21 protein-coding genes and 1 riboswitch are annotated in these 25,230 nt (G+C 40.1%); of the genes, 3 read left to right on the forward strand and 18 right to left on the reverse strand.

Annotated features, from left to right (window positions below; all coding sequences use genetic code 11):
- Nucleotides 1-151: 151 nt before the first annotated feature.
- The 9 genes from DCC39_RS08075 to DCC39_RS08115 form a co-directional block, all read right to left on the reverse strand.
- Entirely contained in the window at nucleotides 152-2,086 is a 1,935-nt protein-coding gene (locus tag DCC39_RS08075) for a sigma-54-dependent Fis family transcriptional regulator (RefSeq protein WP_116554387.1), read from the reverse strand.
- A 399-nt stretch (nucleotides 2,087-2,485) separates the two neighbouring features.
- Nucleotides 2,486-3,286 (reverse strand): metallophosphoesterase, encoded by an 801-nt coding sequence (locus DCC39_RS08080; RefSeq protein ID WP_240613580.1) that lies wholly within the window; start codon nucleotides 3,284-3,286, stop codon nucleotides 2,486-2,488.
- Between the two features lie 70 nt (nucleotides 3,287-3,356).
- Nucleotides 3,357-3,587, reverse strand: a complete 231-nt coding sequence (locus tag DCC39_RS08085) for a hypothetical protein (protein WP_116554389.1) — start codon at nucleotides 3,585-3,587, stop codon at nucleotides 3,357-3,359.
- A 150-nt stretch (nucleotides 3,588-3,737) separates the two neighbouring features.
- Nucleotides 3,738-5,165, reverse strand: a complete 1,428-nt coding sequence (locus DCC39_RS08090; RefSeq protein WP_240613575.1) for a flotillin family protein — start codon at nucleotides 5,163-5,165, stop codon at nucleotides 3,738-3,740.
- A gap of 271 nt (nucleotides 5,166-5,436) precedes the next feature.
- Nucleotides 5,437-7,128: an AMP-binding protein gene (locus DCC39_RS08095; RefSeq protein ID WP_116554391.1), complete on the reverse strand. Its 1,692-nt coding sequence runs from the start codon at nucleotides 7,126-7,128 to the stop codon at nucleotides 5,437-5,439.
- An 81-nt stretch (nucleotides 7,129-7,209) separates the two neighbouring features.
- On the reverse strand, nucleotides 7,210-7,524 hold the full coding sequence (locus DCC39_RS08100) for a DMT family transporter (RefSeq protein ID WP_116554392.1): 315 nt from the start codon (nucleotides 7,522-7,524) through the stop codon (nucleotides 7,210-7,212).
- Nucleotides 7,524-7,865, reverse strand: coding sequence for a DMT family transporter (locus tag DCC39_RS08105; protein WP_116554393.1), 342 nt, complete (start codon nucleotides 7,863-7,865; stop codon nucleotides 7,524-7,526). Before DCC39_RS08105 ends, DCC39_RS08100 begins: the two co-directional genes overlap by 1 nt.
- A 68-nt stretch (nucleotides 7,866-7,933) precedes the next feature.
- Nucleotides 7,934-8,030, reverse strand: a riboswitch (guanidine-I (ykkC/yxkD leader).
- 5 nt (nucleotides 8,031-8,035) lie between these two features.
- Nucleotides 8,036-8,731 (reverse strand): IucA/IucC family C-terminal-domain containing protein, encoded by a 696-nt coding sequence (locus tag DCC39_RS08110; RefSeq protein WP_116554394.1) that lies wholly within the window; start codon nucleotides 8,729-8,731, stop codon nucleotides 8,036-8,038.
- Nucleotides 8,724-9,548: an ABC transporter ATP-binding protein gene (locus DCC39_RS08115; protein WP_116554395.1), complete on the reverse strand. Its 825-nt coding sequence runs from the start codon at nucleotides 9,546-9,548 to the stop codon at nucleotides 8,724-8,726. Before DCC39_RS08115 ends, DCC39_RS08110 begins: the two co-directional genes overlap by 8 nt.
- 176 nt (nucleotides 9,549-9,724) lie before the next feature.
- Between DCC39_RS08115 and DCC39_RS08120 the strand changes: the two genes are divergently transcribed.
- The gene (locus tag DCC39_RS08120) at nucleotides 9,725-10,735 is read left to right on the forward strand and encodes an ABC transporter substrate-binding protein (protein ID WP_240613576.1); all 1,011 of its coding nucleotides are present in this window, start codon (nucleotides 9,725-9,727) and stop codon (nucleotides 10,733-10,735) included.
- A gap of 53 nt (nucleotides 10,736-10,788) precedes the next feature.
- Nucleotides 10,789-12,699 (forward strand): iron ABC transporter permease, encoded by a 1,911-nt coding sequence (locus DCC39_RS08125; RefSeq protein ID WP_240613577.1) that lies wholly within the window; start codon nucleotides 10,789-10,791, stop codon nucleotides 12,697-12,699.
- Between the two features lie 228 nt (nucleotides 12,700-12,927).
- Here DCC39_RS08125 and DCC39_RS08130 read toward each other — a convergent pair whose 3' ends face one another.
- Nucleotides 12,928-13,932, reverse strand: coding sequence for an LLM class flavin-dependent oxidoreductase (locus DCC39_RS08130; RefSeq protein ID WP_116554397.1), 1,005 nt, complete (start codon nucleotides 13,930-13,932; stop codon nucleotides 12,928-12,930).
- Nucleotides 13,933-14,012: 80 nt separating this feature from the next.
- On the opposite strand from DCC39_RS08130, the gene DCC39_RS08135 reads away from it, so the two are divergent.
- Nucleotides 14,013-14,495, forward strand: a complete 483-nt coding sequence (locus tag DCC39_RS08135; RefSeq protein WP_116554398.1) for a DUF456 domain-containing protein — start codon at nucleotides 14,013-14,015, stop codon at nucleotides 14,493-14,495.
- On the opposite strand, the gene DCC39_RS08140 is transcribed toward DCC39_RS08135, so the two are convergent.
- The 8 genes from DCC39_RS08140 to DCC39_RS19605 all read right to left on the reverse strand — a co-directional run bounded on the left by DCC39_RS08140 (nucleotide 14,492) and on the right by DCC39_RS19605 (nucleotide 25,223).
- Nucleotides 14,492-15,883, reverse strand: coding sequence for a hypothetical protein (locus DCC39_RS08140; RefSeq protein ID WP_116554399.1), 1,392 nt, complete (start codon nucleotides 15,881-15,883; stop codon nucleotides 14,492-14,494). The two genes, DCC39_RS08135 and DCC39_RS08140, sit on opposite strands and share 4 nt — an antisense overlap.
- Before the next feature lie 20 nt (nucleotides 15,884-15,903).
- A complete protein-coding gene (locus DCC39_RS08145) occupies nucleotides 15,904-16,761 on the reverse strand; it encodes a cytochrome c oxidase assembly protein (RefSeq protein WP_116554400.1) in 858 nt (285 codons plus the stop codon).
- Nucleotides 16,762-16,870: 109 nt separating this feature from the next.
- Nucleotides 16,871-17,455, reverse strand: coding sequence for a thermonuclease family protein (locus DCC39_RS19410; protein WP_240613578.1), 585 nt, complete (start codon nucleotides 17,453-17,455; stop codon nucleotides 16,871-16,873).
- A gap of 95 nt (nucleotides 17,456-17,550) precedes the next feature.
- The gene (locus tag DCC39_RS08155; RefSeq protein WP_205948487.1) at nucleotides 17,551-19,824 is read right to left on the reverse strand and encodes a YhgE/Pip domain-containing protein; all 2,274 of its coding nucleotides are present in this window, start codon (nucleotides 19,822-19,824) and stop codon (nucleotides 17,551-17,553) included.
- Between the two features lie 133 nt (nucleotides 19,825-19,957).
- Complete coding sequence (locus tag DCC39_RS08160; RefSeq protein ID WP_116554401.1) at nucleotides 19,958-21,571, reverse strand: acyl-CoA synthetase; 1,614 nt, start codon at nucleotides 21,569-21,571, stop codon at nucleotides 19,958-19,960.
- A gap of 330 nt (nucleotides 21,572-21,901) precedes the next feature.
- Nucleotides 21,902-23,281: a Glu/Leu/Phe/Val family dehydrogenase gene (locus DCC39_RS08165; RefSeq protein WP_116554402.1), complete on the reverse strand. Its 1,380-nt coding sequence runs from the start codon at nucleotides 23,279-23,281 to the stop codon at nucleotides 21,902-21,904.
- A 306-nt stretch (nucleotides 23,282-23,587) separates the two neighbouring features.
- Nucleotides 23,588-24,370 carry a DUF2334 domain-containing protein gene (locus DCC39_RS08170; protein WP_165820805.1) on the reverse strand — a complete coding sequence of 261 codons (783 nt, stop codon included), beginning with the start codon at nucleotides 24,368-24,370 and terminating at the stop codon, nucleotides 23,588-23,590.
- Complete coding sequence (locus DCC39_RS19605) at nucleotides 24,348-25,223, reverse strand: DUF2334 domain-containing protein (RefSeq protein WP_116554404.1); 876 nt, start codon at nucleotides 25,221-25,223, stop codon at nucleotides 24,348-24,350. Before DCC39_RS19605 ends, DCC39_RS08170 begins: the two co-directional genes overlap by 23 nt.
- Nucleotides 25,224-25,230 lie beyond the last annotated feature (7 nt).

A 25,230-nucleotide genomic window follows, 5' to 3' on the forward strand; every position in this document is an offset into this window, starting at 1 on the left:
TTCGCTTTATTACTAAACTATGCAATTCTTATGCCAACCTTAAAAACATCAAAAAGCACAGGACATAAAGAACCTGTGCTGTAAAGTAAGGTAACAAGGAACTGTCACGTTACAGTATGTGACACTGTAACAAGTTGTAACGTGACACTTTTTACTTTAGTTGAAATTCCTCTTTTTTTCGATAGATTGTCATGCGGGACACATTCAATAATTTTGCAGCTTGTGTTACATTCCCATTTGTCTTTTCCAGTGCTAGCATTAGCTCATTTTTCCCAATTTTAAATTTCTGCTGCGGAAAACGTTGTTTTTCATTCACTTTCTTCTTATTGGCCGGTAAGATTTCCTTTGGTAAATGTTTTGGCAAAATTTGTCTCCCGTTCGCATTAAATTTTGACTGTTCGATACAATTTTTTAACTGGCGGATGTTCCCCGGCCATTCGTACTTCATCAGTAAATCTATTGCTTCACCAGACATCTCGAATAACTTTTTTCCATTCTCAGTAAGGAAAGAGTCAACAAGTAACGGAATATCATCTTTTCTTTCGCGCAACGGAGGGAGAGAAAGAGAAATCACATTCAACCGGTAATACAAGTCTTCCCTAAAATTCCCTTTTCTTACCTCTTCCTTTAAATTTTTATGTGTTGCGCAAATAACCCTGACATTAATCGGAATAGGTTCTTTTGCGCCTATAGGAAAAACTTCTCTTTCTTCAAGTACCCGTAGTAGATAAACTTGTATGTCGATAGGTAAATCAGCAATTTCGTCCAAAAAAATGGTTCCGAGGTCAGCTAACAAAAATTTCCCCTTTTTTCCTTTGGACTTAGCCCCTGTAAAGCTTCCTCCTTCATAGCCAAACAGTTCGCTGGCAATCAAATCTTTTGGGATCGCTCCACAATTTACTGCAACAAAAGGATATTCACTTCTCGGTCCAAAATAATGAATCGACTGCACTAATACCTCTTTCCCTGTTCCGGTCTCTCCAAATATCATCATATTTTGATCACTAAAAGCTGCCTTTTTCGCTTTCTTTATCACTTTTAACATTTCTGGATCATTCGTTACAATATTACTAAAATCTTTCTTAGCTGAATTTTTTGATAATTTTAGCAATTTATAGGGTTGCTTTTGAAAAATAACAATTCCCCCAAGCAAATTACCGCCTAGCTTGTAGGATTGAACATTTACTTTCCACAAATTATCAGCCTGCTGAAATTGTTCAATATTAAATCGTCCCAGTGATTCTAAATTTTGTACCTCTGAAAATTGTAGGATGTCATATATTGATGAACCTTCTGATATATTTAATAGATAACTAGCCGCTTTGTTACATCTAGTAACTTTTCCATTTATGTCAAAGATCAGAAACGGATCCTGCATAAAATCTAGAAGAGATTGCAATGATAATAAGTGATCTTCCATGAGGCGATGCCCTAAAGCCTTTTCGATCTGCAAAGCCTGATTTATAACGAGATGAATATTATGCGCATGAACAAGTTCTTTCTCGCCAGTAATATTTAGAATTCCAATTATTTGATTGGTCATAGGATCTCTTATAGGTGCTGCTGAACATACCCAACGATGCCAACCTTGGCAATAGTGTTCGCTTGAAAAAATTTGAATAGGTTTTTCTTCAATTAATGCTGTCCCAATAGCATTTGTACCTGTGCTAAGTTCATCCCAGTTACTTCCAGGTACAAAACGATGTCTTTCAACATCCATCCACATTTGGCTGTTCGATTTCGCTTCAATGATTACTCCGGTTTTATCACATAAAACCACAGCAATTTTTTGATCAAAGAAATATTGATGAAGTTGCTCCATATATGGATTGGCAATATCTAATAAGAATTCGTTTTGTTCTATTTTTTCCTTAAGAGAATCACCTTTATATACTAAATCGGCTTCTTTCTTTAACGGATTTATAAAGCTTTGCTTACATCTTCTCCAAGATGACAGAATAATCGGGCGCAGATCTTTAGGAAAAACATCCGAAGAATGAAAGCGCTCCCATTTTTTCATAAGAGATTTTTCTAGGGAATGGAATTCATTAAAAGCACCTACAACCATATTGCGATATTTTTTCATTCCCGCCCTCCTCTCAAAAAAAATTCTTTGTGAAATATCATTTATAATGCCTGTTTCAACGAGTTAAATGTGTGCTTCCGTTCGTTTATTAACTAGAGTCATTCTATATAAAATTGCACAAATAGAACAATGCCTCCTTTTTCCAAATAGTAACATAAATATTCAAAAAAGTTAAACTTCCTAAAAACATATTGTATGAATTATAAGAAACAGTGAGAATTAGCTTTTCAACGAATCCTTATAAGTGTCTACGACTTTCCCCCACACTGTGCCAACACTATCGTCCTCAAAATTGCAAACTCCAGCAACACCAATGTTCCAACACATCTTGGTGCCGTGGAGGTTTTTTTATTCATTTAATCTTATGATTTTTTATTTCTTATAAGCCTGCTTTACCTATTATTCACTTTTTAACGTAAACACCGTTAATTCAGGAGAAGAGAGAAAACGCAAAGGCATTCTTGTCATCCCAATTCCCCTGTTTACGTAAACCACCATGTCAGAATTTCCCACTTTGTACAAGCCTTCCACATATTTTCTTCCAAATTTAGGAGTTACCACTGCGCCGAAAAACGGAAGCTTAATTTGCCCTCCGTGACTATGGCCGGAAATTTGAAGATCGACAGGGTACCTCGAAGCTAGCTCCGCAATATCCGGTTCATGAGCAAGCAAAATATTAAAGTGCCGCGGAGATAAATGGCCTAGCGCTTGTTCCAAATGATGCCGGTTAAACACGACATCATCAATGCCCGCAATGCCTATATGTTCATTTTCTTTCTTAATTTTTACCGTATTGTTTATGAGCAATCTGAAACCTGAATGTTCCATTAGAATTCTATAAAGAAACGTTCCATTGCCGCCGTGATCATGGTTTCCATAAATAGCGTATTTTCCAAATGGGGCTCTTATATTTTTCAAAATTGAAGGGATTTCATCCGCTTTCCTGTATGTAAACGGATTATCGATTAAATCCCCTGTAAATACCACGATATCAGGTTTCAGTTGGTTGATCTGGCTGGCAAGTTCTTCCAATCGGCCAATTTCATAAAAGCTGCACAAATGGGTATCGCTAAATTGGACGATTTTAAAGTGGTTAAAAGCCAGCGGGATTTTCCCTGAAATAATGGGGATTTCCTGAACTGTGAGCCTTCTCGGTTCGATAAATCGCGAATAGAAATAGAGTGAGCTAGACAAGGCCACTCCACCAATGAAAAATTTTTTAAAAAATGAACATTTTGTTATCGTCTGATTTTCCCCTTTCATTCAAAACCTACAATCTGCGAAAGTATTCTTGAAACCAACCATCATCCGCAATGGATTTCACTTCAGAAGCGATCATATGCTGCTCGCCTTCATCATCTATTGTTAGCCAATTGTCTAATTCATCTTTAAAAACGGGATAAACGTATCCCTTTGTGAACAGTACTTGCGCATTTTCAATTTCAATATAGTCATGCAACACTTTCGCATATACGTTTTTTATGCACTGAACGAGTTCCATTTTTATTCACACCCACTTTCTCATATCTATTTTACCACGGTACAACCGTCCGTAAGAAGTCAGAGGCCAGATTGGTCTAAATTTGCGACAAAGCAAATTTATACATATTTTTTAAAAAGGCAACCCATTAAGAGTTGCCTTCAAAATGAATCACTCCTGATTTTCATTTTTGGTGATTGGCTCATCAGTATCAATTGTTTTTTGTTCATCATTTAAAACGTCATTCGAATCGGAAGGATTGTTCCCTGCTATTCGATTCAATATGTCATTTACATCTATGCCCGTCATTTGAGCCAAGCTCTCCTGTAAGTTTACCATCGTATTCGTCACTGTTTGCGGCAAACTATTTATCTGTTTGCCACTCCCGCCATCTAAAATACGAATGGATTCCACTTTACTAATTGGTTCAGATACAGCTGAAGCAAACTCAGGCATCATTTTTATAATCATTTCTGTTAACATAACTTCCTTGTGCTTATGAAGCGCTTCCGCCCTTCTTTCGATTGCTGCCACTTCTGCTAAGCTTTTTTCTTCTATCTTTTTCGCCTCGGCTTCGGCTTCTTTCATTTTTTCATAGAATAACGCATCTGCTTGTTCTCTTCTTACCTTTACTTTTTCTTGTTCCAACTTTACATTGTTTTCTTGCTCTAATTGCTGCAGCAGCAATTCCCCTTCTTTTTTCTGTCTGTCAATTTTAATGCGTTCCTTTTCAATTTCAAGTCTTCTCGCTTCTTTTTCCAACTCATATGTCGCTTCTGCTTTCGCTTTTTCACGATTGGTTTCCGCTAAAATTTGGGAATCCTTAATTTCTTTTTCTTTTCTTGAATCAGCAATATTCATTTTACGCAAATATTCTTCTTTTGCAATTTCTTCGTTCATTTGAGCGACATGGACTTTTGTTTCTCTTTCATTCGTACTTTCTGCAATATCTGCTTGTTTTTTGACTTCGGATATTTTAGGCCGCCCAAGGTTCTCTAAATACCCTTCATCATCGGTAATATTTGTAAGCCCTAATGACGTGATTTTAAAACCCATTTCATCCAACTGGCTTTGCGCAATTTCTCTCACCTGTTCATTAAAGCTCTCACGGTTGCTATTAATATCTTCCACTGTCATTTTTGACAAAATGGCTCGTAAATTTGACCCTAGTACTTCTGAAATCTCATCCTCAATTTCTTTTTGTTTTTTTCCAAGAAATTGTTCAGCATATTTCACAATCCCTTCTAACGTATCGGCAACCTTTACAGTTGCTACCGCTTCACCAAAAATACCGACACCTTGAAGCGTGTATACTTTCGGAGTGGTTATTTTCAGCTGAAAGGATGTTAGTGAAACAGGCGTATGCGTTTGAAACAACCTCAAACGATGCCCACCACCACGGACAACCTTCATATACCGCCCTTGTTCATCTTGGAAAATATTCGATTCTTTATCGGGATCTCCTAATTTGGGCCCGGTAATAATCATTGCTTCATTTGAAGGAACCGTTTTGTATCGTATCTTCATATAGAAATACCAAACAATTCCGCCAACTAACGCCAAGACTAATAAAATGAAAAGTACAGCCATTCCAATCATTTGAATCATCCCCTTTATAATAAATATACTTTACTAAACAATAATATTGAAGATCCCAGATCCAATTACTTTACAGGCGAGTTTATGCGGGATAAAATTTTTCATTAAAAAAAGAACAGAGGCAATGTCTGTTCTTCATTTCAATCGATTTCATTGTCTATAAGGCAATGGTGAATCATCGGCCTACTCATTCATAGGGGAATGCCAGTCATTTACGCATCCTTTTCATGAATGAACCATCATTCACTAATTTTAAAAAAATAAAAGAAGCTTAATTTTGACTCTCTTTCTTTTTCTCTTCCTCTACTAAATTTCTTCGCAAGATTTTGCCAATGGCTGTTTTAGGAAGCTCTTTTCGGAATTCATACAGTCTAGGAACCTTATATGCAGCAAGATGTTTTCTGCAGTACTTGTCAAGCTCCTCTTCGGTACATTGTTTTCCTTCTTTTAAAACGATAAACGCTTTTACCGTTTCGCCTCTATATTTATCAGGAACGCCTACGACGACTGCTTCTTGGACACATTCGTTTTCATAAAGCACTTCTTCGACTTCACGCGGATAAATATTGTATCCTCCTGCAATAATCATGTCTTTCTTTCGATCGACAATATAGAAATAGCCATTTTCATCCATATACCCCATATCACCTGTATAAAGCCAGCCATCCTTCAACACTTCGTCTGTTTCTTCAGGACGGTTCCAATATCCTTTCATCACTTGGGGGCCTTTTACGGCTAATTCCCCGATTTCATTTATCTCTGCAGTGCTTCCGTCAGGTCTCAAAATCGCAGAATTTGTGTCAGGCCATGGAACGCCGATGCTGCCTTTGACACGTTCTCCCCAAATAAAATTCGCATGGGTGACTGGTGATGCTTCCGTTAAACCGTATCCTTCCACAAGCCTTCCCTTTGTTATTTCTTCGAATTTCTGTTGAACTTCTACAGGCAATGGTGCCGATCCGCTTATACAAGCATTTATTGATGAAAGGTCATATTTCTCAATGTCAGGATGATTCAACAAACCAATATACATCGTCGGCGCACCCGGGAACAATGTCGGCTTTTGCTTTTGGATCACCTTCAAAACATCTTCTGGTTTAAACTGAGGCATCAAAATCATTTCGGACATCATCATAATCGATAGGTTCATTACAACTGTCATGCCATATACATGAAAGAAAGGTAGAATGGCAAGAATTCGCTCTTCTCCAGTTTTAGATTTATAAAGCCATGCCCGGCATTGCTGCGTGTTTGCAACAAGGTTATAGTGAGTCAACATGACACCCTTCGCAAGCCCGGTTGTACCGCCCGTATATTGCAAAAGGGCTATATCTTCTTTCGGGTTAATCGATACTTCAATGTCTTGGGCGACGCCTTTTTTTAGTAAGGAAACGAAGCGATGTGTGGAATCGTTATAATGGATGTTAACGATTAAGCCTTTTTGCTGTTTCTTCTGAACGATTGGATAAAGAAAATTCTTTGGAAATGGCAAATAATCCTTCACACCCGTTACAATTACGTGTTCAAGTTTCGTTTTGTCTTTGACTTTCATCACTCTGGGATAAACTAAATCCAAGCAGATAATGATCTTGGCGCCAGCGTCCGCCAACTGATGCTCAAGCTCCCTTTCCGTATAAAGGGGATTCGTTTGGACAACGACACCCCCGACTAACAAAATCGCATAATAACTTATCACACTTTGTGGACAATTTGGAAGCATGACAGCTGCTCGATCACCTTTTTGCAAACCTAGTTTCTGCAACTCATTCGCTAATTTCAAAGCACTTTCATAAAGCTCCCCGTATGTCATTTCTTTCCCTAAAAAATGGATTGCCTTTTTCTCAGGGTGCTGTCTTACAGCTTCTTCTAAATAATAAAATAGAGGCTTTTCATCATAGAAAAGCGTTTTTGCAATCTCATCAGGATAATGCTCAAGCCACTTTTTTTCTAATGCTTGCGTCATGGCAAATCCTCCTCTTTACTTATTTCACCCTTTCTACAGTATAAATGAAAACGATTACTTTAAGAAGGGCGAATTTATAGTTCAAGAGATTAGTTTTAATCCTATCGCTGCCACAACAACCATGCTAATAAAAAGAATACGCAGCCAGTCTTTTGACTCTCCGTAAAAAAACATGCCTAATAGAACACCGCCGACCGTGCCAATGCCCGTCCAAACAGCATAAGCAGTCCCCATTGGTATGGTCTTCATCGCAAAGGTTAAGAGCGTTAAACTAATCGCAAATCCTCCTAGTAAAAGCGCAAACCATTTTAATTCTTTTTTTTCGCTGATCTTATTAAGCGCGAACACACCAAGCACTTCAAACATCCCGGCCAACACAAGTATAAACCACTCCATTAGCCTCTCTCCTCTTTAAACTCTTTTTCTTCCGTTACCAATTGCAAACCGATGACTCCTGAAAGAAGCAGAAGAATAAGCAGCAGTTTTGCAATTTTAAATGGTTCCCCAAAAATAAGCATTTCCACTAGGACTGTTCCGCCTGTTCCGAGCCCTGCAAAAACGGCATACGCTGTACCAACTGGCAGCTTTTTTGTTCCTTTAATCAATAAAATCGTACAGCTTATAATCGCGATGATTGTTCCTGTCCATGTCAACCAATCATTCGCGTGCTTAAGGCCTGCCACCCAAACGATTTCAAAGCCTGCGGCTGAAAAAATATACAACCAGTTCCTGTCCAATTCAAAACCACTCCTTTACAGCATGTTTTTCCCAAACAAAAAAGCCCGAGAGATATCTAATATCGATATCCTCCCGGGCTTTTATCCCTCCGTGTACACAGGTAAACCGTGCGTTTTCTCTCGGACCAGTCCAGGCAAAGCTGCGGAACCCTAGAAAACAATTATTTCTATTATAGCATATTTTTCTTCATACGGGGGCAATAAGAACACATGGAACAGCCAGGTATTTCAAAAAAGAAACAGCACGTTACACGTTTGTAGTCGTTCATTGCTTCCTCTAATGTCCGTCTATTCAAAAAACGTCCAAAAGGGGAACGGCGCTCAATTCCTTCCCATACTCCATTTTGTATAAGAAAGTCCAGATCTGCAAGGGCTTTATCCTTTTCTGGTATAAGCATTGAATACATCCATATAACATAACCCCATACGTTTTCCCATAAAATAAGTCTAGAGATTTTAGTTTTTTTAGCAAGATGTTGGATAGTGTCGCCAGCAAATGTACCTAAAATCGTCTGAAAAGCTTTTTTAGCTTCTTTATCAGAAACCTTTACCCATTCATCTTTTTCAAAGTAAAAAGACGGTAGCCAATTCTCGCCTTGAAAAGAGTCAATAACATGGATATTCTTTAATGTTCCTGTCCATAACAGCCGATATTTGCTTAGCATAAACAACAGGGCAACAACTACAAAAGCATATCTTCTCACCCACATTGAACTCTTTACTCTTGGAATGCTCGCCTTTGTATGTTTTTCTGTCGTGCGGAGTGCTTCGGCATAATTAGATGCGAGAAAAATAGCATTGTCTTTTTCTTTGACAATCCGGTATTGCTTTAACTCTTTCCACTGTTCTTTTGTCAGTTTATGCACCTGAAACTGCCTCTTTGTCTTTAAACAAGCAGCGTCCTCTTCCGTAAGGGACACAAAATGGCGTGCCAAACATCGGATCGGTTGAGATGTGACACTCCATATTAAACACATGACGTACGGTCTCGCAGGTAACCACTTGCTCTGGTTTGCCTTGTACATAGACGGTTCCATCTTTTATTGCCACTAAATTGTGGGCATATCGGCAAGCTAAATTTAAATCATGCAACACCATAATAATCGTCCGTTTTTCTTTTTCATTTAACTCAAACAATAAATCCAATATTTCAATTTGATGCGCCATATCCAAATATGTTGTCGGCTCATCAAGTAAAATTGTATCAGTGTCTTGCGCCAATGTCATTGCGATCCACGCCCGTTGGCGCTGGCCGCCAGACAGTTCATCAACAGGCTGATCACTCAGCTCTTCCAATTTCGTTGCTTTAATGGCGCCTTGAACCTTTAATTCATCTGTTTTTGACCATTTTTTCAACCAGGAATGATGCGGATATCTCCCCTGTTTAACGAGCTGATAGACCGTTAACCCTTCCGGAGCAATTGGGGATTGCGGCAAAATTGCCATTTTTTTAGCGACTTCTTTCGTAGACATTTTTGCAATATCATTTCCTTCAAGCATGACAGCTCCGGCTTTTGCTTTAAGCAGGCGGGCTGCTGAACGAAGCAATGTTGATTTTCCACAACCATTCGCTCCGATAAACACCGTAATTTCTCCTTTTGATATTTCAAGATCCAGTTCTTTAATAATTAGCTTATCTCCGTAACCAAGAGATAATGAGTGTGCAGAAAGCATAGTTTTCATTAAGATGCTCTCCTCTCATTTCAAATGATTTTCATTCTCAATTAAGTATATTGAAAATGATTCTCACTGTCAATTTTCCTTTTTTCTGAAAAATAATGCTTGTTATTTTTCAAATGAATGAATACAATAAATGAGAATGATTATCATAATCAATAAAATTCTGGAGGTAATAACAAGTGAAAAAATTTTCCCTTTTATTCCCTGTACTTATCATATTCTTACTCATAGCAGCTTGCTCTCAAAATGACAAGCAAAGTAAGAACAGTAACGAAAACGACGATAAAACGTCAGAGGCAGCCCAAGGAAACCCTGTGACCATTTCAGGCGTACTTGGGGATGTACAGCTTGATGAACCTGCCAAAAAAGTCGTTGTACTCGAATGGACATATGCTGAAAATTTGCTGGCAGTTGGCATTCAGCCGACAGGTGTTGCAGATATTCAAGGATATAAAGATTGGGTCAAGATCGATAAGGAGCTTGATGGAAATACAGTTGATGTTGGGACAAGGCAAGAACCAAGCCTTGAAAAAATTGCTTCACTTGAACCAGATTTAATTATTGCAATTAAATTCCGGCATGAAGCAATAAAAAATGAACTTGAAAATATTGCTCCGACCGTCTTTTTCGATCCTTACCCAACAGATGAATCGTTCGATCAATATACTGAGATGGAATCCACATTCAAAGAAATTGCAAAAGCGGTTGGAAAATCCGAGGAAGCGGAAAACGTTCTTAAAGAGTTAGATGAAGTATATGCAGACGCGAAAGAAAAAATTGAAAATGGAGACTTAGAAACAAAAGATGTTGTTTTAACACAAGCGTACAGTGCAAACCAGGCGCCTGAAATTCGTTTGTTTACACCGAATTCTCTCGCATCCGTCATTCTGGAAAAGATTGGGTTGAATAATCTTCATCAATCCAAACAATTTGAAGTATATGGCTATAGCACAGTGAATGTTGAAGCATTAACGAAATATGAAAATGCAAATTTCCTTTATGTCGTTCAGGATAACGACAATGTGTTTGAAAACCAGCTGAAAAATAATAAAGTATGGAATAATCTTTCATTTGTGAAAGAAAACCGCACTTATTCTTTAGGTGGAGATACGTGGCTGTTTGGCGGACCTTTATCTGCAAAAACCTTGGCTGAGCAAATCGTTGATGTGATGGTGACGGAAGAAAAATGAGTGTTTTCCACTGGAAGTCCTTGTGTTCTTTAGCAGGGGGCTTCCTTATCTTATTGATTGTCAGTATCATTCACCTTACTCAAGGACAAGCAGACTATACCTTTCAACAAATGTTTTCAGAAGTATGGATAGAAGGGCGTTTTCAGGATATTTTTCTCGGCCTTCGCCTTCCGCGTCTTGTGGTTGGGGTTTTAACCGGAGGAGCACTTGCAGTGTCAGGCGTCATCCTCCAAACATTGACGAACAATCCACTTGCATCTGCCAGTACACTTGGCATCAATGCCGGCGCCTTCTTTTTCGTCGTATTTTCGATGATCTTTTTCCCTAACATTCTTGGCCAATATCCGTTCATTGTTGCATTGTTTGGTGCAGTTTTCTCTACATTTCTTGTTCTGACGCTTGCAGGAAAAACACTGGATCCTGTACGCGTTGCTTTAACAGGCATGATTGTGTCTTTATTATTTTCTTCTTTAACCGGAGCACTTCAATTATTGTTTGAAAATGAAACGAACGGCCTTTTTTTATGGGGATCTGGTACGCTTATTCAACTTGATTGGAACGGAATTCAATTCTCACTTCCTTTTATTGCGGTTGGTACTATTGCTGCAATTATGATCGGCAAATCACTTGATGTGTTATCTCTTGGCGATGATATTGCAAGATCGCTTGGCCAATCAATCGTAAAAATGAAATTTTTTGCATGGGGAATTGCGGTTGGCCTTGCTGCGGTCACGGTTAGCGTTGTCGGGCCAATCGGCTTTATCGGTTTAATTGCGCCGCATATTGTTCGGCTACTCGGGATACGGGGACACCGCAATGTCATCATCCATTCATTTTTATGGGGAAGTGTGCTTCTCATTTCCGCCGATGTACTCGCACGCTGGATTCAACCGGCCGAAGAATTTCCTGTCGGCGCGATGACAGCGCTCATTGGGGCACCATGGCTAATGTATTTGGCTTACCGTACAGCCAAGCGGCAAAAAAGAGGTGAGAAATCACTCGGCGGTACAAAAAGGCCTGTCCCCCTAAAATGGGTAATCCCTCTCATTGCTGCTGGAATTTGTACGATGTTTTTTATTTCTTTTTCTTACAGCGGCGCATCTGCCTGGTCCCCGGTTTCTGAATGGACCTCTACGATTGTGTGGAACTTTCGCATTCCGCGCGTTATTACTGCATTTGTAATTGGTGTCATGCTTGCAATTAGCGGTGTTTTGCTTCAAGGTGTCCTGCGTAATCCTTTAGCTGATGCAAGTGTGCTTGGGATTACTTCAATGGGCGGAGCAGGCGCGATGACATTGCTCATTCTTTTGCCTGTCCTCTCTTATTCTTGGATGCCAATAGGCGCCATCATTGGTTCTGCCCTGGCGATCGCAATCATTATAGTCATCTCTAGGAAGAACAACTTTCAGCCGATCCTAGTCGCATTGATAGGAATTTCTGTTTCTGCTTTCGGCTCAGCCTTGATTCAGATCATGATTGTAAAATCAAGGCTTGTTGTTGCAGCAGCGTTAGTGTGGCTCTCTGGAAGCACCTACGCGAAAGGATGGGAAGATGTATCACTTATTCTTATTCTCTCAGTCATTCTTATTCCAATTGCCCTTTATTTCACCCGTCCGCTTGATGCACTGTCTTTCGGCGATGATCTTGCCGCAAGCCATGGTCTTGTCGTTTCAAAAACACGTATTTGGTCGCTTCTTATCGGAGTTGCGTTAAGTGCAGTCGCTGTTTCGATTGTCGGAACGATTGGTTTTATCGGCCTGCTTGCGCCCCATGCCGCCCGCCGCCTAGTTGGCTACAGACATTTGCCTCTCATGCTTGTAAGCGGTCTTTTAGGCGGCTTGCTTCTCGTAACTGCTGACTTTATCAGCCGGGTAGCGCTAGCACCAAAGGAGATTCCCTCAGGGCTTATGGTTGCGTTAATTGGTACACCTTATTTGCTTTATTTATTACGAAAGATTAGATAATTGCATTTGGATCCTCTGGTGCTGATACAATTTTTTTTCATGTTTATTTACCGCTTGTTCAATCCTTTAAAACGGCGAACTCTCTTTTTCGTATAGGCAGCGGTTCTTTTCTTATTCGTTTAATTATCGTGGCAATCATTAAAAACTAACTTTCAGAAGAAAAGGCACCCCTATCCACAAGAAAAATAGAGGTGCCGATTCGATTAATTTCGGAATATGGAGGGAAAATTATCCCAACTTCGAAAGAATTTCATACGAACGAAGCCTTGCTTCATGATCATAAATCTGCGTGTTAATGATAAGCTCATCCGCTTTTGTTCGCTCAATAAACGCTGTCAATTCTTTTCTAACTTTTTCTGGCCCTCCAACGATGGATGAATTTAACCTTTGTTGTAGCGCCGCTTTTTCAAATTCGGTGTAAAGCCCTTCCATACTCTCGACCGGCGGCTGAAGCGGCATCGGAGTATTGCGAATCAAGTTTAGAAATTGCTGCTGCATCGATGTCGACAAACGCTCTGCTTCAGCATCTGTGTCAGCGGCAATCACGTTAACGCCAAGCATGGCGTATGGGTTTTCGAGAACTTCTGACGGCTCAAAATGAGAACGGTAGATTTCCAAAGCAGGCATCGTATTTTCTGCGGCAAAATGGCTCGCGAAAGAAAATGGGAGCCCAAGCTGCGCAGAAAGCCTGGCACTAAAGCCGCTAGACCCGAGCAGCCAAATAGGAATGTTTAACCCTTCCCCTGGGAATGCACGTACGCGCCGCCTTCCCGTATCATCACGTTCAAAGTAGGAACGCAACTCTGCGAGCTGTTCAGGGAAATCACTCCCGTCACTCATATGATTTCGACGTAATGCAAACATTGTCATTTGATCCGTACCCGGCGCCCGGCCAAGCCCAAGATCGATACGTCCCGGGTAGAGTGATTCCAACGTTCCGAACTGTTCCGCGATGACAAGAGGTGCGTGATTCGGCAGCATAATCCCACCAGAACCGACGCGGATACTCGATGTTCCTCCCGCAACGTATCCGATTAAAACAGAGGTTGCCGAGCTTCCGATGCCAGGCATATTGTGATGCTCCGCCAGCCAGTATCTGTTGTAACCTAACCGCTCTGCATGCTGTGCAAGATCAAGTGTATTGCGGAACGAATCAGCAGCTGTCCCTCCGGAAAGAATAGGTGAAAGATCAAGAACTGATAATGGTACATTATGAAAAGTAAGAGTAGACATATGTTCATCTTCTTTCTTAGATAATGTTATATTTAGTTTACAATAGCCAACTCTTTTTTCAAAACAGAAAGGTTGATTTGATGTCAGTACTCATATGGATGATCATCACTTTGTTATTTATTGGGAGTTTCGTTGGCCTCATTTTTCCGCTTATTCCTTCGATTCTTCTTGTATGGGCAGGTTTTTTGCTTTACTTTTTTGGGATGAGCAGAGAAGAGCTTTCCGCCATCTTTTGGATTGGAATGGCGATACTTACGATTTTAATTTTCGTGTCGGATATCATGGCAAATAGTTTTTTCGTGAAGAAATATGGGGGATCGAAATGGGGAGAGCGAGTGGCGGTCATCGGTGTTATCGTCGGCTCTTTTGTCATGCCGCCATTCGGCGTTTTTCTAGTGCCATTCGCCGCTGTCATTATTACAGAACTTTTTCTTCAAAAGGACGCCAGAAAGGCGGTTGCGATAGGCTTTGCTACATTCATTGGCTTTTTAAGCAGCACCCTTGCAAAATTCGTTATACAGCTTATCATGATCGGCTGGTTCATCCTTGAAGTGATCTTCTAGAATGAATTCATGACAGAAATGGCGAAAGACGCAACTAGAATAACCGTAAGCACATATTTTACATTCCATTGGGTAATTTCAAAGGTTTTCGTTCTAAATATGCTCCCAACTAATAAATTCGTCGCCGCAATTGGTGAAAGCAATGGCTGGATTCCCCAACATAAAATGAGAGTCAAAGCGAACAACTCTGGTTTTAAACCAACCACTTCAGGTGAGAGTGATGTCGCAAACACAAAAATTGGCAGCACTTGATGAGTAAAAAATGAAACACTTAGGCTAACAACCAAAATAATGGCAACGACCAAAACAACCGAAAGCTGGCTAATCTGTAAAAACATCTTTGATAACAAATCAGGAAAGCTTGTCAACTGAACCATTTGGGTAAAAAAAGTTGCCGCGATGATCATCACTGATTCATTGTGAATATTTGGAACAACGTTAAAAACGTAATCTTTCAAAGAATGGGTGAATGCCTTTATCTTTTTTATAAATAAAGACCAAATGATCGGATACGTAAACGCAATGAGCGCGATAAGCAACACAACATCAAAATGAAGCCATTTTTCAAGAAAAATCAACGATAAAAACAAGCCTGCAAAAACGATTAAGAGCTCAAGTCCTTTCCGGTAGCTGATCGGTTCCTTTTCAGTGGCAGTCTGTTCCGCTTCAGAAGCAGCTGCCATTTCTTGATACGCTTTCTGTTGCTTTTCTTTACGAAGGTCAAGCGAGATTAAAGCGACCGAAATCGAAAAGCAAAGCACTGCCATCATCAATCCATAACCGACAAAGGAATTGAAGCGGACACCGACAAGATGCAAAATAATCGCCACGCCTGCGAAATATGGAGACCATAGCGCTGCCAAGGAAAACCCTTGGATCATACTTTTGACAAAGATTTTTTTCATTTTGCCTAAACGCTGGAAAAATAAATCAAAAATAATCCGGACGGATCCTAAATTAATAAATGAACTGGTAATGCCTGTCAGCGCCACAACGAGCGCAATCACTTGCATATCTTTTTTCATAAATTGGCCGATGATCTTATTGATATATCCAATATACCCTCCGTTTTGCAGCGGATATGCGAGCAGAGGCACGGAAACAAACAAGGCGATCAATCCAACATTGTTTAAAAGCGATTCTATCCAGTAAGCCTTCGTGCCGCCATGAAGAAAAAAAAGAAAATGGCCGACAATCATCATAAGAATGCTAATGATTCTCGGCAAAGGCGCCATCCCCGGCCATGATACGAAAAAAATCAAGATAACGAACGCAATCAGCAGAAAAGTAAGTGATTCGTGAAAAAATACATTGATAATATAACCTACGGCCAACGATAGCAAAAGCAAGCCGCGTATAAATGGCACTGAGATTCCTTGATGCTGCATGAAAAACAACCCTAACCAAATTATTTTTTATCGGGAAAATGGATGACAACGCCTTGCACAACACGAAGGCTCTCATCGTCAATTTTTCCTTCTTTATCTTCCTCTTTCTTCGCCCATCTCATAATCAAATAAAATAATGCGATGCCGTAACTTGTCAGTTGAATAGCCTTTAAAAGGCCACCCGCAAGCTGCTGATCGTAAATCGCATTAATCGCAGGAATAATCATCCCCGCTACCGCTTCATACGCAGGGTAATGTGCGGTTTCGATAATGATAAAAAAGATGCCAATAGGCATTAACAACATCGCCGTACAAAAAACATAGGCTGTTCTCGTAAAGTCGGAAAGCTTGCTTACCTCAGGCAACGGCGTAATAATCGTCCACCACATTAAAAAGGCGTTAAACATAAGAATGATTTGTGCAATGGAAGTCAATAAGAAGCTTTGATGAATTGTGTTAAATACACTTGGCACAAAATAAACCGTCAATAAACCGTTGAAAAAAATCGCGGTCATCCATGGATGCGCAAACAGCTTTATCGCATTCCTCATCCGATAATCCCAAAAGTATCTTCGAATAAAATCCGTCGGCAAACTAAGGATAAATAAAGGCGTCACAACAAATAACATGATGGATAGCTGGAGAACATGCATGCTAAACATATAATCGTCAGCGATGATGGAAAAAGGGCTTCCCTTCGCCAAATAAAGCAAAATGGCCGCAAAGAAAAAGTATTTCACCTTCTCGCCTGCAACACGATACTGATGTGAAAGGGCAATTTTTCTAATATACAAATACGAAAGCAATGCCAAAACAGCGATCCAAACCGGTCCCCACATTTCATACCAAGTATAGTTCGAAAAAAGAGAGCCGCCCACCGATCATTCATCCCCTTATCGCTTCTTAAAAAATAAGAAAATATAAATTTGCTTTTCGTAAATTTAGACCAATCCTGGCTTCTGAACTCTGAACAAGGACGCGTTAGCGTCATTGTTCCATTTGGTAGCCTTTGTCCGTGACATAATCTTCAATGCTCCAGATGCCTTTCTTCTTTTTCTTTGCTTCTTTTTCGATCTTTAGATAGTCATCGAGATGCCTTTTATCATTGTAAACGTAAGCCACTCTTGCAAGTCCTTCCTCCAGCAATACTTCCTGCAAACTGACGCCATCAACATACAAATAGCCTAACAGCCTGCCGTACTTGTCTCTTTCTTGAATGCCGAGTTCGATTTCAACTTTGCCGTCTTTAAGCAGTTCTTCCACTTTTTCCTTCGCTTCGACTGCATACGGCTGAGGGCCGTCAAATTGTTTATGGCGCATTTCCGGTGTATCGATTAATAAAAATCGGATATTTTCTTCTTTTCCTTCATAATTAATTTTGATCGTGTCTCCGTCAATGACTTTTACAACGTCTGCAAGAATGCGTTCTTGGCTGATCTCATGCGTGCTTCCACTCTGTTCCGCCGGTTCAAGCAGTTCGTTGACATCAATCCCGTAGTATGCCCCAATTCCGATGACAAATACTGCCAGCAGAGTAGGCAACAATGTTTTCTTTGTTTTCTTTTTCTTCAATGACGTTTCCTCTCATCCTAGAACATTTTACTCTCTCTATTTTAGCAAGAATTCCTGTAAAGGGAAACTCATCCTCCAAGCTAGGGAGTATACAATTAATGAAATAATCCTGTTTTCCGCGACTTTTTCATTAAAGCATCTGTCTTTTTATTGATTGGCTCCTTCAGAAAGATCCCGAGCATAAGAAAAATGAATCCAAATATCGCTAAGGCTAATAAGTCTCGGATAACCCGTGACCAAACAATGCCGGAAACCGCTTCACGCATGACATCTACCGCATACGTAAACGGCAAAAAAGGATGAATCATTTGGAAAAACTGCGGAAGAAGCACAACGGGGTACGTTCCCCCTGAACCTGCAATTTGAAGCACTAGCAAGACGATAGCCATTGCTTTTCCAACATCGCCAAAAATAGAAACGAGCGTGTAAACAATGAGCATAAATATAAGGCTGATGAAAAGCCCGAATAGAACGAACCAAACCGGATGAACGATCGGTACGTTAATAATAAAAATATCCCCAATTGTAACAACGAGCGTCTGCAATAGTCCAATCGTTACAAAGGTCAATAATTTACCGATATATCTTTGCCTTGCCGAAAACTCTTCAACCTCATGGACATCCGCCGCTAAAAGTGAAATAAGCAGCAATGAACCGACCCAAATTGCCAATACCGTGTAAAACGGTGTCATTCCTGTTCCGTAATTTGCAACCGGGAAAATTTGATTTTTGTTCAGTTTAACCGGTTCGGCAAAGAAGCCCCGCTCTGCTTCCGGATCGTTCCGAAGCAGTTCAATGATTTCATTAATGTCTGTTTCACCTTGCACTTCCCGAATTTTATTTGCAAGCTCCCGAATTTTGTCATTTATGTAAGGGTACTCGCCAAGCAGATATTTAAGCATATCTTGCCCTTCCCCTAAATTTTTTTCCGTCCGGTTTAAGATTTTTTCCACTTCTGGGATGGTCGATTGGATTCCAGTCAACATTTCCTTTGCGCTTGCGAGGGTTGATTTCGCGCTTTTGATCTCTTTTATGACCGTTGGCTCAATGTTTTCTTTGTATTCTTTCATAAATGCATCAATTTTGTTCACAGTATTCCCGGATAATTTTTGCAAGTCACCGATTACTTTATCAACTTCTTGCTTTTTCTCTCCGATAAACGTGTCAATTTTTTTCGCATCCGTTTGGATCGTCTCTAAGGCAGACTTCAATTGATTCAAATTCGCAATGGCCTCGTCAATTTTCTGATTTTGTTCTTGTTTATTTTTTTGTTCAGCCGCTGTACTGCCACTTCCCTGTGGGCTTGTTTGTTGTCCCGCTGTTCCATCTCCCTCTTCTGGACTTTCTACGGCGGGCGGAGGCGTTACAGGCCTTTGATTGTTTAATTCTTTTAACTGGTTTAATGCTTGTTCAACCGAATTTATTTGGGCTATCGCTTTTCCGGCTCGTTCATTCAACTGCTTCTTAATCTCTTCTCCTGCACTGAAATCAATATTTGCTGTATTGACACCTTGAATAAAGTTGTTAACGTCTTTTGCAATCGTTTGGGCTTTTTTCAAATCATTTTCTACTTTTGGGGCAAGATCGTTTAACCGTTTTTCAGCTTTATTCAAAAAAGCGGTTGTTTCATTTATCGTCTGCAGCCCTTGTTTCGTCGTTTGTTCCGCTTTCGGAATCATACCTTGTGCCTTATCAATAATGTCTCGAGCATGTTTCGCATCGCTGTTCGACTCAGATAGCAATTGATTGATTTCCGGTAAACTTTCTTCCGCTTTAAAAACATAGTCTTCAAAACGTCTAATATCCGGTAAATCTTTTTCAAGCTCTATGCCGAGTTCGTTAAAGATGTCAAAAATGACACCGTTGACTGTTGAAATAAAGTTGCTCGTAATTTGCTCAACGATTGTACTGGCGCCTTTTTCCGTAATTTTAGGTGCAATTGCGTTAATTTTTTCATTCACGAAATAGTCAACTTCCGCCTTTTCAGGGCGATCGGACACGACTGTAGCCAGCTGTTCCGAAAAATTTTCTGGAATAATAATGACGGCAAAATAATCACCGTATTCGACTTTGTCCATTGCCTTCTCACGTTTGTCGAAATGCCAGTCCATCGAATCGTTTTCTTTCAGTGTACGGACTAATTCATCTCCAGCATTTATATCGTTATCACGAATGGTCGCTCCTTTATCTTCGTTCACGACTCCAACAGGCATTTGATCCGTTTGTCCATACGGATCCCAAGAAGCCTTTATGTTGAACCAAGCATACAAAGAAGGCAGGATAATCAGCCCGCCAATTAAAATTGCCGCTACCCAGTTTGTCCCAACACTTTTCATGTCATGCCCATAAATACGCCAAATGCTTTTCATATGTAAAACTCCTTGTCCGGCAAAATAATGAAGTTAATTTCTTATTGTAGCAGTATTTATATGTTGAATCTACAAACCGGATTTCAATTAAAAAAAGCCTACAGAGAAATGATTCTCTGCAAGCTTTTTCCAATCAGCTGTTCAAGTTTTCATACATATCCCTTAATGTCCGTTTTAACACTTTCCCGCTTGGATTTTTTGGCAGGCTGTCTGTAAACTCAATCAATTTGGGCACTTTAAATCCAGCCAGTTTTTCTTTACAGAAAGAAAGGATGTCTTCTTTCTGTAAATTTGCTCCTTCTTTAGGAACGATAATCGCAGTGACAGCTTCAATCCAGTAGGGGTCCGGTACGCTAATGACAGCTACTTCAGAAACGCCGGGAAATTCATAAATAGCTTCTTCAACCTCACGGCTTGAAACATTTTCACCGCCTGTTTTGATCATATCTTTTTTGCGGTCAACAATCGTCAAGTATCCTTCTTCATCCATGACCCCCAAGTCGCCGCTATGAAACCATCCGCCTTTAAAAGCTTCCGCTGTTTTTTCTGGATCATGCAAATAGCCTTTCATCGCGTGGGATGTCCGGTGAACGATTTCGCCTACCTGTCCTGGCGGCACTTCATTCCCATCATCGTCTACAATTTTCGTTTGGACGTTTAAAGACGGTTTCCCGGCGGAACCGAGCTTGCGCAATTGATCTTCCGGCTGAAGCACAGTAGCGAGTGGCGCCACTTCCGTCTGTCCATAGAAATTCCAGAACTTTGCTTGGGGTAGCCGCTCGGACAGCTCCTTTAGAATTTCTCTCGGCATAATTGCCGCACCATAATAACATTTCTGTAATGAAGATAAATCCCGCTTATCAAAATCAGGGTGGCGCAAAAGAGAGATCCATACCGTCGGCGGACAGAACAGCTGCGTAGCCTGTTCCTTTTCAATCGTCTCTAAAATGAGCTCAGGGTTTGCTTGATCGAGGATAATTCCGCTTGCCCCTAAATAAATGCTTGGCCCTAGAAAACAATGCAGTTGGGCACTATGAAACAGTGGAAGCGCATGGATGAATACATCAGATGAAGCCATTCCGCCGTCCACGATACAGCTGACATATTCACTAATCAAGTTCGAATGAGTCAACATGACGCCTTTCGGTTTTGACTCCGTTCCGCTCGTATACAACACATGAGCTAGGTCGTCATCATTGAGAGAAGCCTCGACTAATTCAGTCGGCATACCTTGGCGTTTATTCGATAAAAGTTCCCAGTGCTGCAAGATTGCTGGTAATCTAGTATCGGCTTTCACGTCCATAAGATAACGCTTCTTGATTTGCGGATCATTTTGCTGGATCGCTTTATCTAGTAACGGAGCATACTCCAAAGATGCAATGAAACTCGTAATTTTCGCATGTTGGAGAATATAGGAAACCTCATCCACATTAAGCATATAGTTAATGGGTACCATAACGGCTCCTATACGCGCCAATGCAAAATTGACAACGCAAAAGTCAAGACTGTTTTTTGATAAAACGGCAACCATCGTCCCTTTTTTTAACCCATCTTGAATAAAAGCATGCGCCGTTTGATTGACACGCTCCTCCAGCTGGGCATATGTAAGCCTCTCCTCTCCATACGCCAAAGCAAATTTTTCAGGCATTCTGCGACTCGTCCGCTCCAGAATATCGGAAAGCGTATTGCGCCGTGCTCGTTGTAATTGTGCAGTCAAATTGCCATCTTGATTTGCTGAAATAGCCATTTTCCTCTCTCCCTTTTTAAAAAGTTAGAATTATCAATAGTATACATTTGTTATTTCCGAATTTAAACAAAATTTAATTGAATGTAACTTTAAAAGTTTTACTTGGTTTGAACTAAAACCAATGTTTAAATTGGAATAATAAACAATTCAATCGATTGAATTGTGAATTTTATACCCCCGAAGAAGTCTTATCACAATAAAAAACCGTAGCCCAATTGAATATTTGGCTACGGAATATAATTTATGAAAAAGAAACGAACGCCTCAGGCCTGCAGGCTTTTTTCAAAACCGCGAACATCTCCCAGGTTATCGGCCATCTAAAACATAAAATTAATATAATTTTCCTTGGGTATACAAAATAGTCGAGATTCTCCTCACAGCATGAGCATAGCAAAATTGCCGCAGTGATTTCCCATTGCCGAAAAAGGATGGGTAGATCGCTTTCATTGTCTGTTCCATTTTGTTAAATAACCTTTCATAGACTTCCTTCTCGCTTAAAAATTGCGTTTCCCGGCCTTGCAGCCATTCAATATAAGAAACAATCACTCCTCCCGCATTCGCCAAAATGTCTGGAATGATGATGCCTCCTTTTTCAGTAAGCACCTGATCTGCCTCTCCCGAAACAGGCGCATTTGCTCCTTCGACGATAATCCGCGCCTTCACTTCTTCAACGTTATCCTCTCTGATTTGGTTTTCAAGTGCAGCTAGTACCAGAACGTCAACATCAAGTGAAAGGATCTCTTCTCTGTTTAAAATGTTCGCTTTAATGCCGGCTTTATCCAGTTCTTCCTGCTCTTTAGGAAGTTCTTTATAATTATTGTTCGCATATTCAGCCAAAGAGGGAATATCCAGCCCTTCCGGATTGTAGAGCGTTACATTGCGGTCACTTACTGCAACAACCTTATTTTGCAAGTATTCACAACGGTATGCTTCAAGCGCCACAACAGATCCGACATTTCCAAACCCTTGTATTGCCAACGTCTGTGGCTGGTTAATCTGGGAAAAAACTGATTTGGAAAATGTTTGCTTTGAGCTTGCAAGCAATTCCTGGTTTTCATTTAAAAAGTTATGTAATAAATAGCGGAGCGTGAAATAAACCCCTTTGCCGGTTGCCTCTCGCCTGCCTAATGAGCCGCCATTTATCACACTTTTCCCTGTAAAACTGCCAAGATACGGTTTTCCCGGATTAATGTTTTTATATTCACCCGTCATCCAATCCATCTCCCTCTGCCCAGTACCAACATCGGGAGCGGGAATATCTTTGTCTGGGCCTAAAATATCGTTGAAGTATTGAACATATTTTTTGCAAATCAGATTCAATTCTTTATCCGAATAATCACGTGGATTAATCACCACTCCTCCCTTGCCGCCGCCAAAAGGAACATCATGCAGCGCATTTTTGAGCGTCATCAGCGCAGCCATATTTATGATTTCTTCTTCATTTACCGTCTCATGAAAGCGAATCCCGCCTTTATACGGCCCAAGTGTATTGTTATGCTGGATTCGAAAAGCTGGGATGCGCACGACCACATTGGTATCTAAAACGATTCGGAGATAGGAACGATGGATATGATTCGGGGTTGATAGAATAGCCGAAATCGAACTAAACGCTTTATCTCTCGCTTCTTGTTTTAATTCGGGTAAAAAATCAGGCTCGTTGAACAATTGGCGTAACGATTGTTCAATAATGTCAATCGTTTGATTTGTCATAAGAAAATCACCTCAACCTTTTTTTGACAATAGCTGTCCTGTTACTATAACGTATACCCGTTAACGAGAAAAACTTGCTTAAATTTTATGACCTTACATCACCAAGGGAATTTTCCTTCTTTACCATTTAATACAATGAAGCAATCCATGCCAAAGTTTCGAGGCATAATAATAAAAAGAAATGCTTTACCGTTTTCAATCATTCAGCGTCAAAATTGAATCAGTGACGTGAACGTATAAAGCATACCGAATGTAAACAAACGGCTCCAGTGTGAAAGATGGCAAGCGAAAATGGCATTAATCAATTTATCTTTTCTTTTTCATTGAGACGATGGCAATGAGGAATACAATAACCGGAATAATAAACCACCACATCGTTCCTAATTTATGCACAATATTTTCAACTAGCGAACGTTCTACCGAAATCCTTCCATCTTCTGAAGTAATAACTACGTCTTGAACTTCAACTTTATTTGACATTTCTTTCAAATCAACCCATTCATATTCATCATAGGCTTTCATTTCCTCTATCGTTTCCTTTAGCAGTTCAATTCCTAAGTAAGGGTGATAAAAGAATGATAAGTAGCTGTCTGAAAATGATGAAACTTCCTCTGCTTTTTTAACGATGTTTTTATATGAATCTAGGTTGCTGCCATCAACATACCCTAATGTTTCCGGAAGTAATGTCATTCCACCCAGATAGGATGGTGTACTTTCAAATAGAGGGGGAAAAGTTGCCTGATAGGTTTCATCGGATATTTGAATTTGCCCTACATACGTTGAGAAATAGTTTGCTAACTCTTTGTATCCTGTTGATGACATTGTATAGTGCGGGGCTTCGAATGCCAATGGGTACAACTTTTGCTCGAGTAATTCATCAACCCCTTGTTCCACTGTTGATTGAATATAATCCCTTTCAAATTGCAAGCCTTTCTTAACATATTCTTGAAATTCTTCATCAGATTCAAAGTCTTCCCGAAAGAATACAGGTTCTTCATTTTCTTGATAAACTGGCCGATCATACTTTACATCCCAATATTCAAAGCCTTCCCCAGTTTCATTCTCTCTATAATTGATGCCGATAACCATGCATAACAATGCTTCCGCCATGTTCTTGCATATAGCGGAGGACTTTCACAATCTCCCTTGCATCGGGCATGTGGACTTCCTTTCCGGTCTCTGGGTTCTTATAAACGGGGATGACCGCAATCATGTATGGGATATTTTCCCCATATAAATAATCGGCAACAGCTTTTAATTTCTCAGGATCACTGTTTGGATGAACATCTTCGATTCGCAAATATTTTTTAGGTTTTCCTTTTTCCGCTTGAAAAAAATCAAAAAGAGATTCACCTAAGTAATGGCTTTGGGGTCCATTCACTGATTCTGTCGCCATAAAGAAATCTGATTTTCGTTTAAAAATGGCAGGTAAGCTTTCATTTCCTGCTTTTCCTTCATATAACGTTTCAACCGCTTCCTTCGCTTGATACGCAATCGCGGATAGGCCTATTGAAAGCTTCTGTTCCTGTCTCTGATTGCCAATATGCGTAAGTATTTTATATTCATCCCGTGTTAAAAAAGAGGTTCGCTTAAAATCGCTGATATGATTTCCAATGTAGAAAACTGGTCCTTCATAGCGATCAATCGCTTCAATTTCCTCATCTAAAAGCGGTTCCCTGCTCACGCCGAGATAAAAAACGTGTGAAAAGCCATTGATATTCTCTATATTGTCTATTTCCCCAACAGAAACCGTTGTGATTTCATTCGTAAAATGCCCAACAAGTAAATCCAAAACATGAACTTCTCTTTTTTGCTCTTCATTATCGGCATGATAAATCAGTAAAACATTTGGCTGCCCATTCTCTGCTTCAGCCTGTTTGGCCGGAAAGCAAAAAACAGTTGCTGCAATGCCTAATAAAAAGATAATCATTACTTTTCGCATTCCTGTT

Source organism: Pueribacillus theae, assembly GCF_003097615.1.
GTDB lineage: Bacteria > Bacillota > Bacilli > Bacillales > UBA6769 > Pueribacillus > Pueribacillus theae.

Coding starts and splice junctions, on each gene's coding strand:
- DCC39_RS08090 (WP_240613575.1), bottom strand. CDS start 5,165: ATGATTGGAATGGCTGTACTTTTCATTTTATTAGTCTTGGCGTTAGTT.
- DCC39_RS08170 (WP_165820805.1), bottom strand. CDS start 24,370: ATGGTTATCGGCATCAATTATAGAGAGAATGAAACTGGGGAAGGCTTT.
- DCC39_RS08075 (WP_116554387.1), bottom strand. CDS start 2,086: ATGAAAAAATATCGCAATATGGTTGTAGGTGCTTTTAATGAATTCCAT.
- DCC39_RS08155 (WP_205948487.1), bottom strand. CDS start 19,824: ATGAAAAGCATTTGGCGTATTTATGGGCATGACATGAAAAGTGTTGGG.
- DCC39_RS08095 (WP_116554391.1), bottom strand. CDS start 7,128: ATGACGCAAGCATTAGAAAAAAAGTGGCTTGAGCATTATCCTGATGAG.
- DCC39_RS08130 (WP_116554397.1), bottom strand. CDS start 13,932: ATGTCTACTCTTACTTTTCATAATGTACCATTATCAGTTCTTGATCTT.
- DCC39_RS08085 (WP_116554389.1), bottom strand. CDS start 3,587: ATGGAACTCGTTCAGTGCATAAAAAACGTATATGCGAAAGTGTTGCAT.
- DCC39_RS08165 (WP_116554402.1), bottom strand. CDS start 23,281: ATGACAAATCAAACGATTGACATTATTGAACAATCGTTACGCCAATTG.
- DCC39_RS08135 (WP_116554398.1), top strand. CDS start 14,013: ATGTCAGTACTCATATGGATGATCATCACTTTGTTATTTATTGGGAGT.
- DCC39_RS08160 (WP_116554401.1), bottom strand. CDS start 21,571: ATGGCTATTTCAGCAAATCAAGATGGCAATTTGACTGCACAATTACAA.
- DCC39_RS19605 (WP_116554404.1), bottom strand. CDS start 25,223: ATGCGAAAAGTAATGATTATCTTTTTATTAGGCATTGCAGCAACTGTT.
- DCC39_RS08140 (WP_116554399.1), bottom strand. CDS start 15,883: ATGCAGCATCAAGGAATCTCAGTGCCATTTATACGCGGCTTGCTTTTG.
- DCC39_RS08100 (WP_116554392.1), bottom strand. CDS start 7,524: ATGGAGTGGTTTATACTTGTGTTGGCCGGGATGTTTGAAGTGCTTGGT.
- DCC39_RS08115 (WP_116554395.1), bottom strand. CDS start 9,548: ATGAAAACTATGCTTTCTGCACACTCATTATCTCTTGGTTACGGAGAT.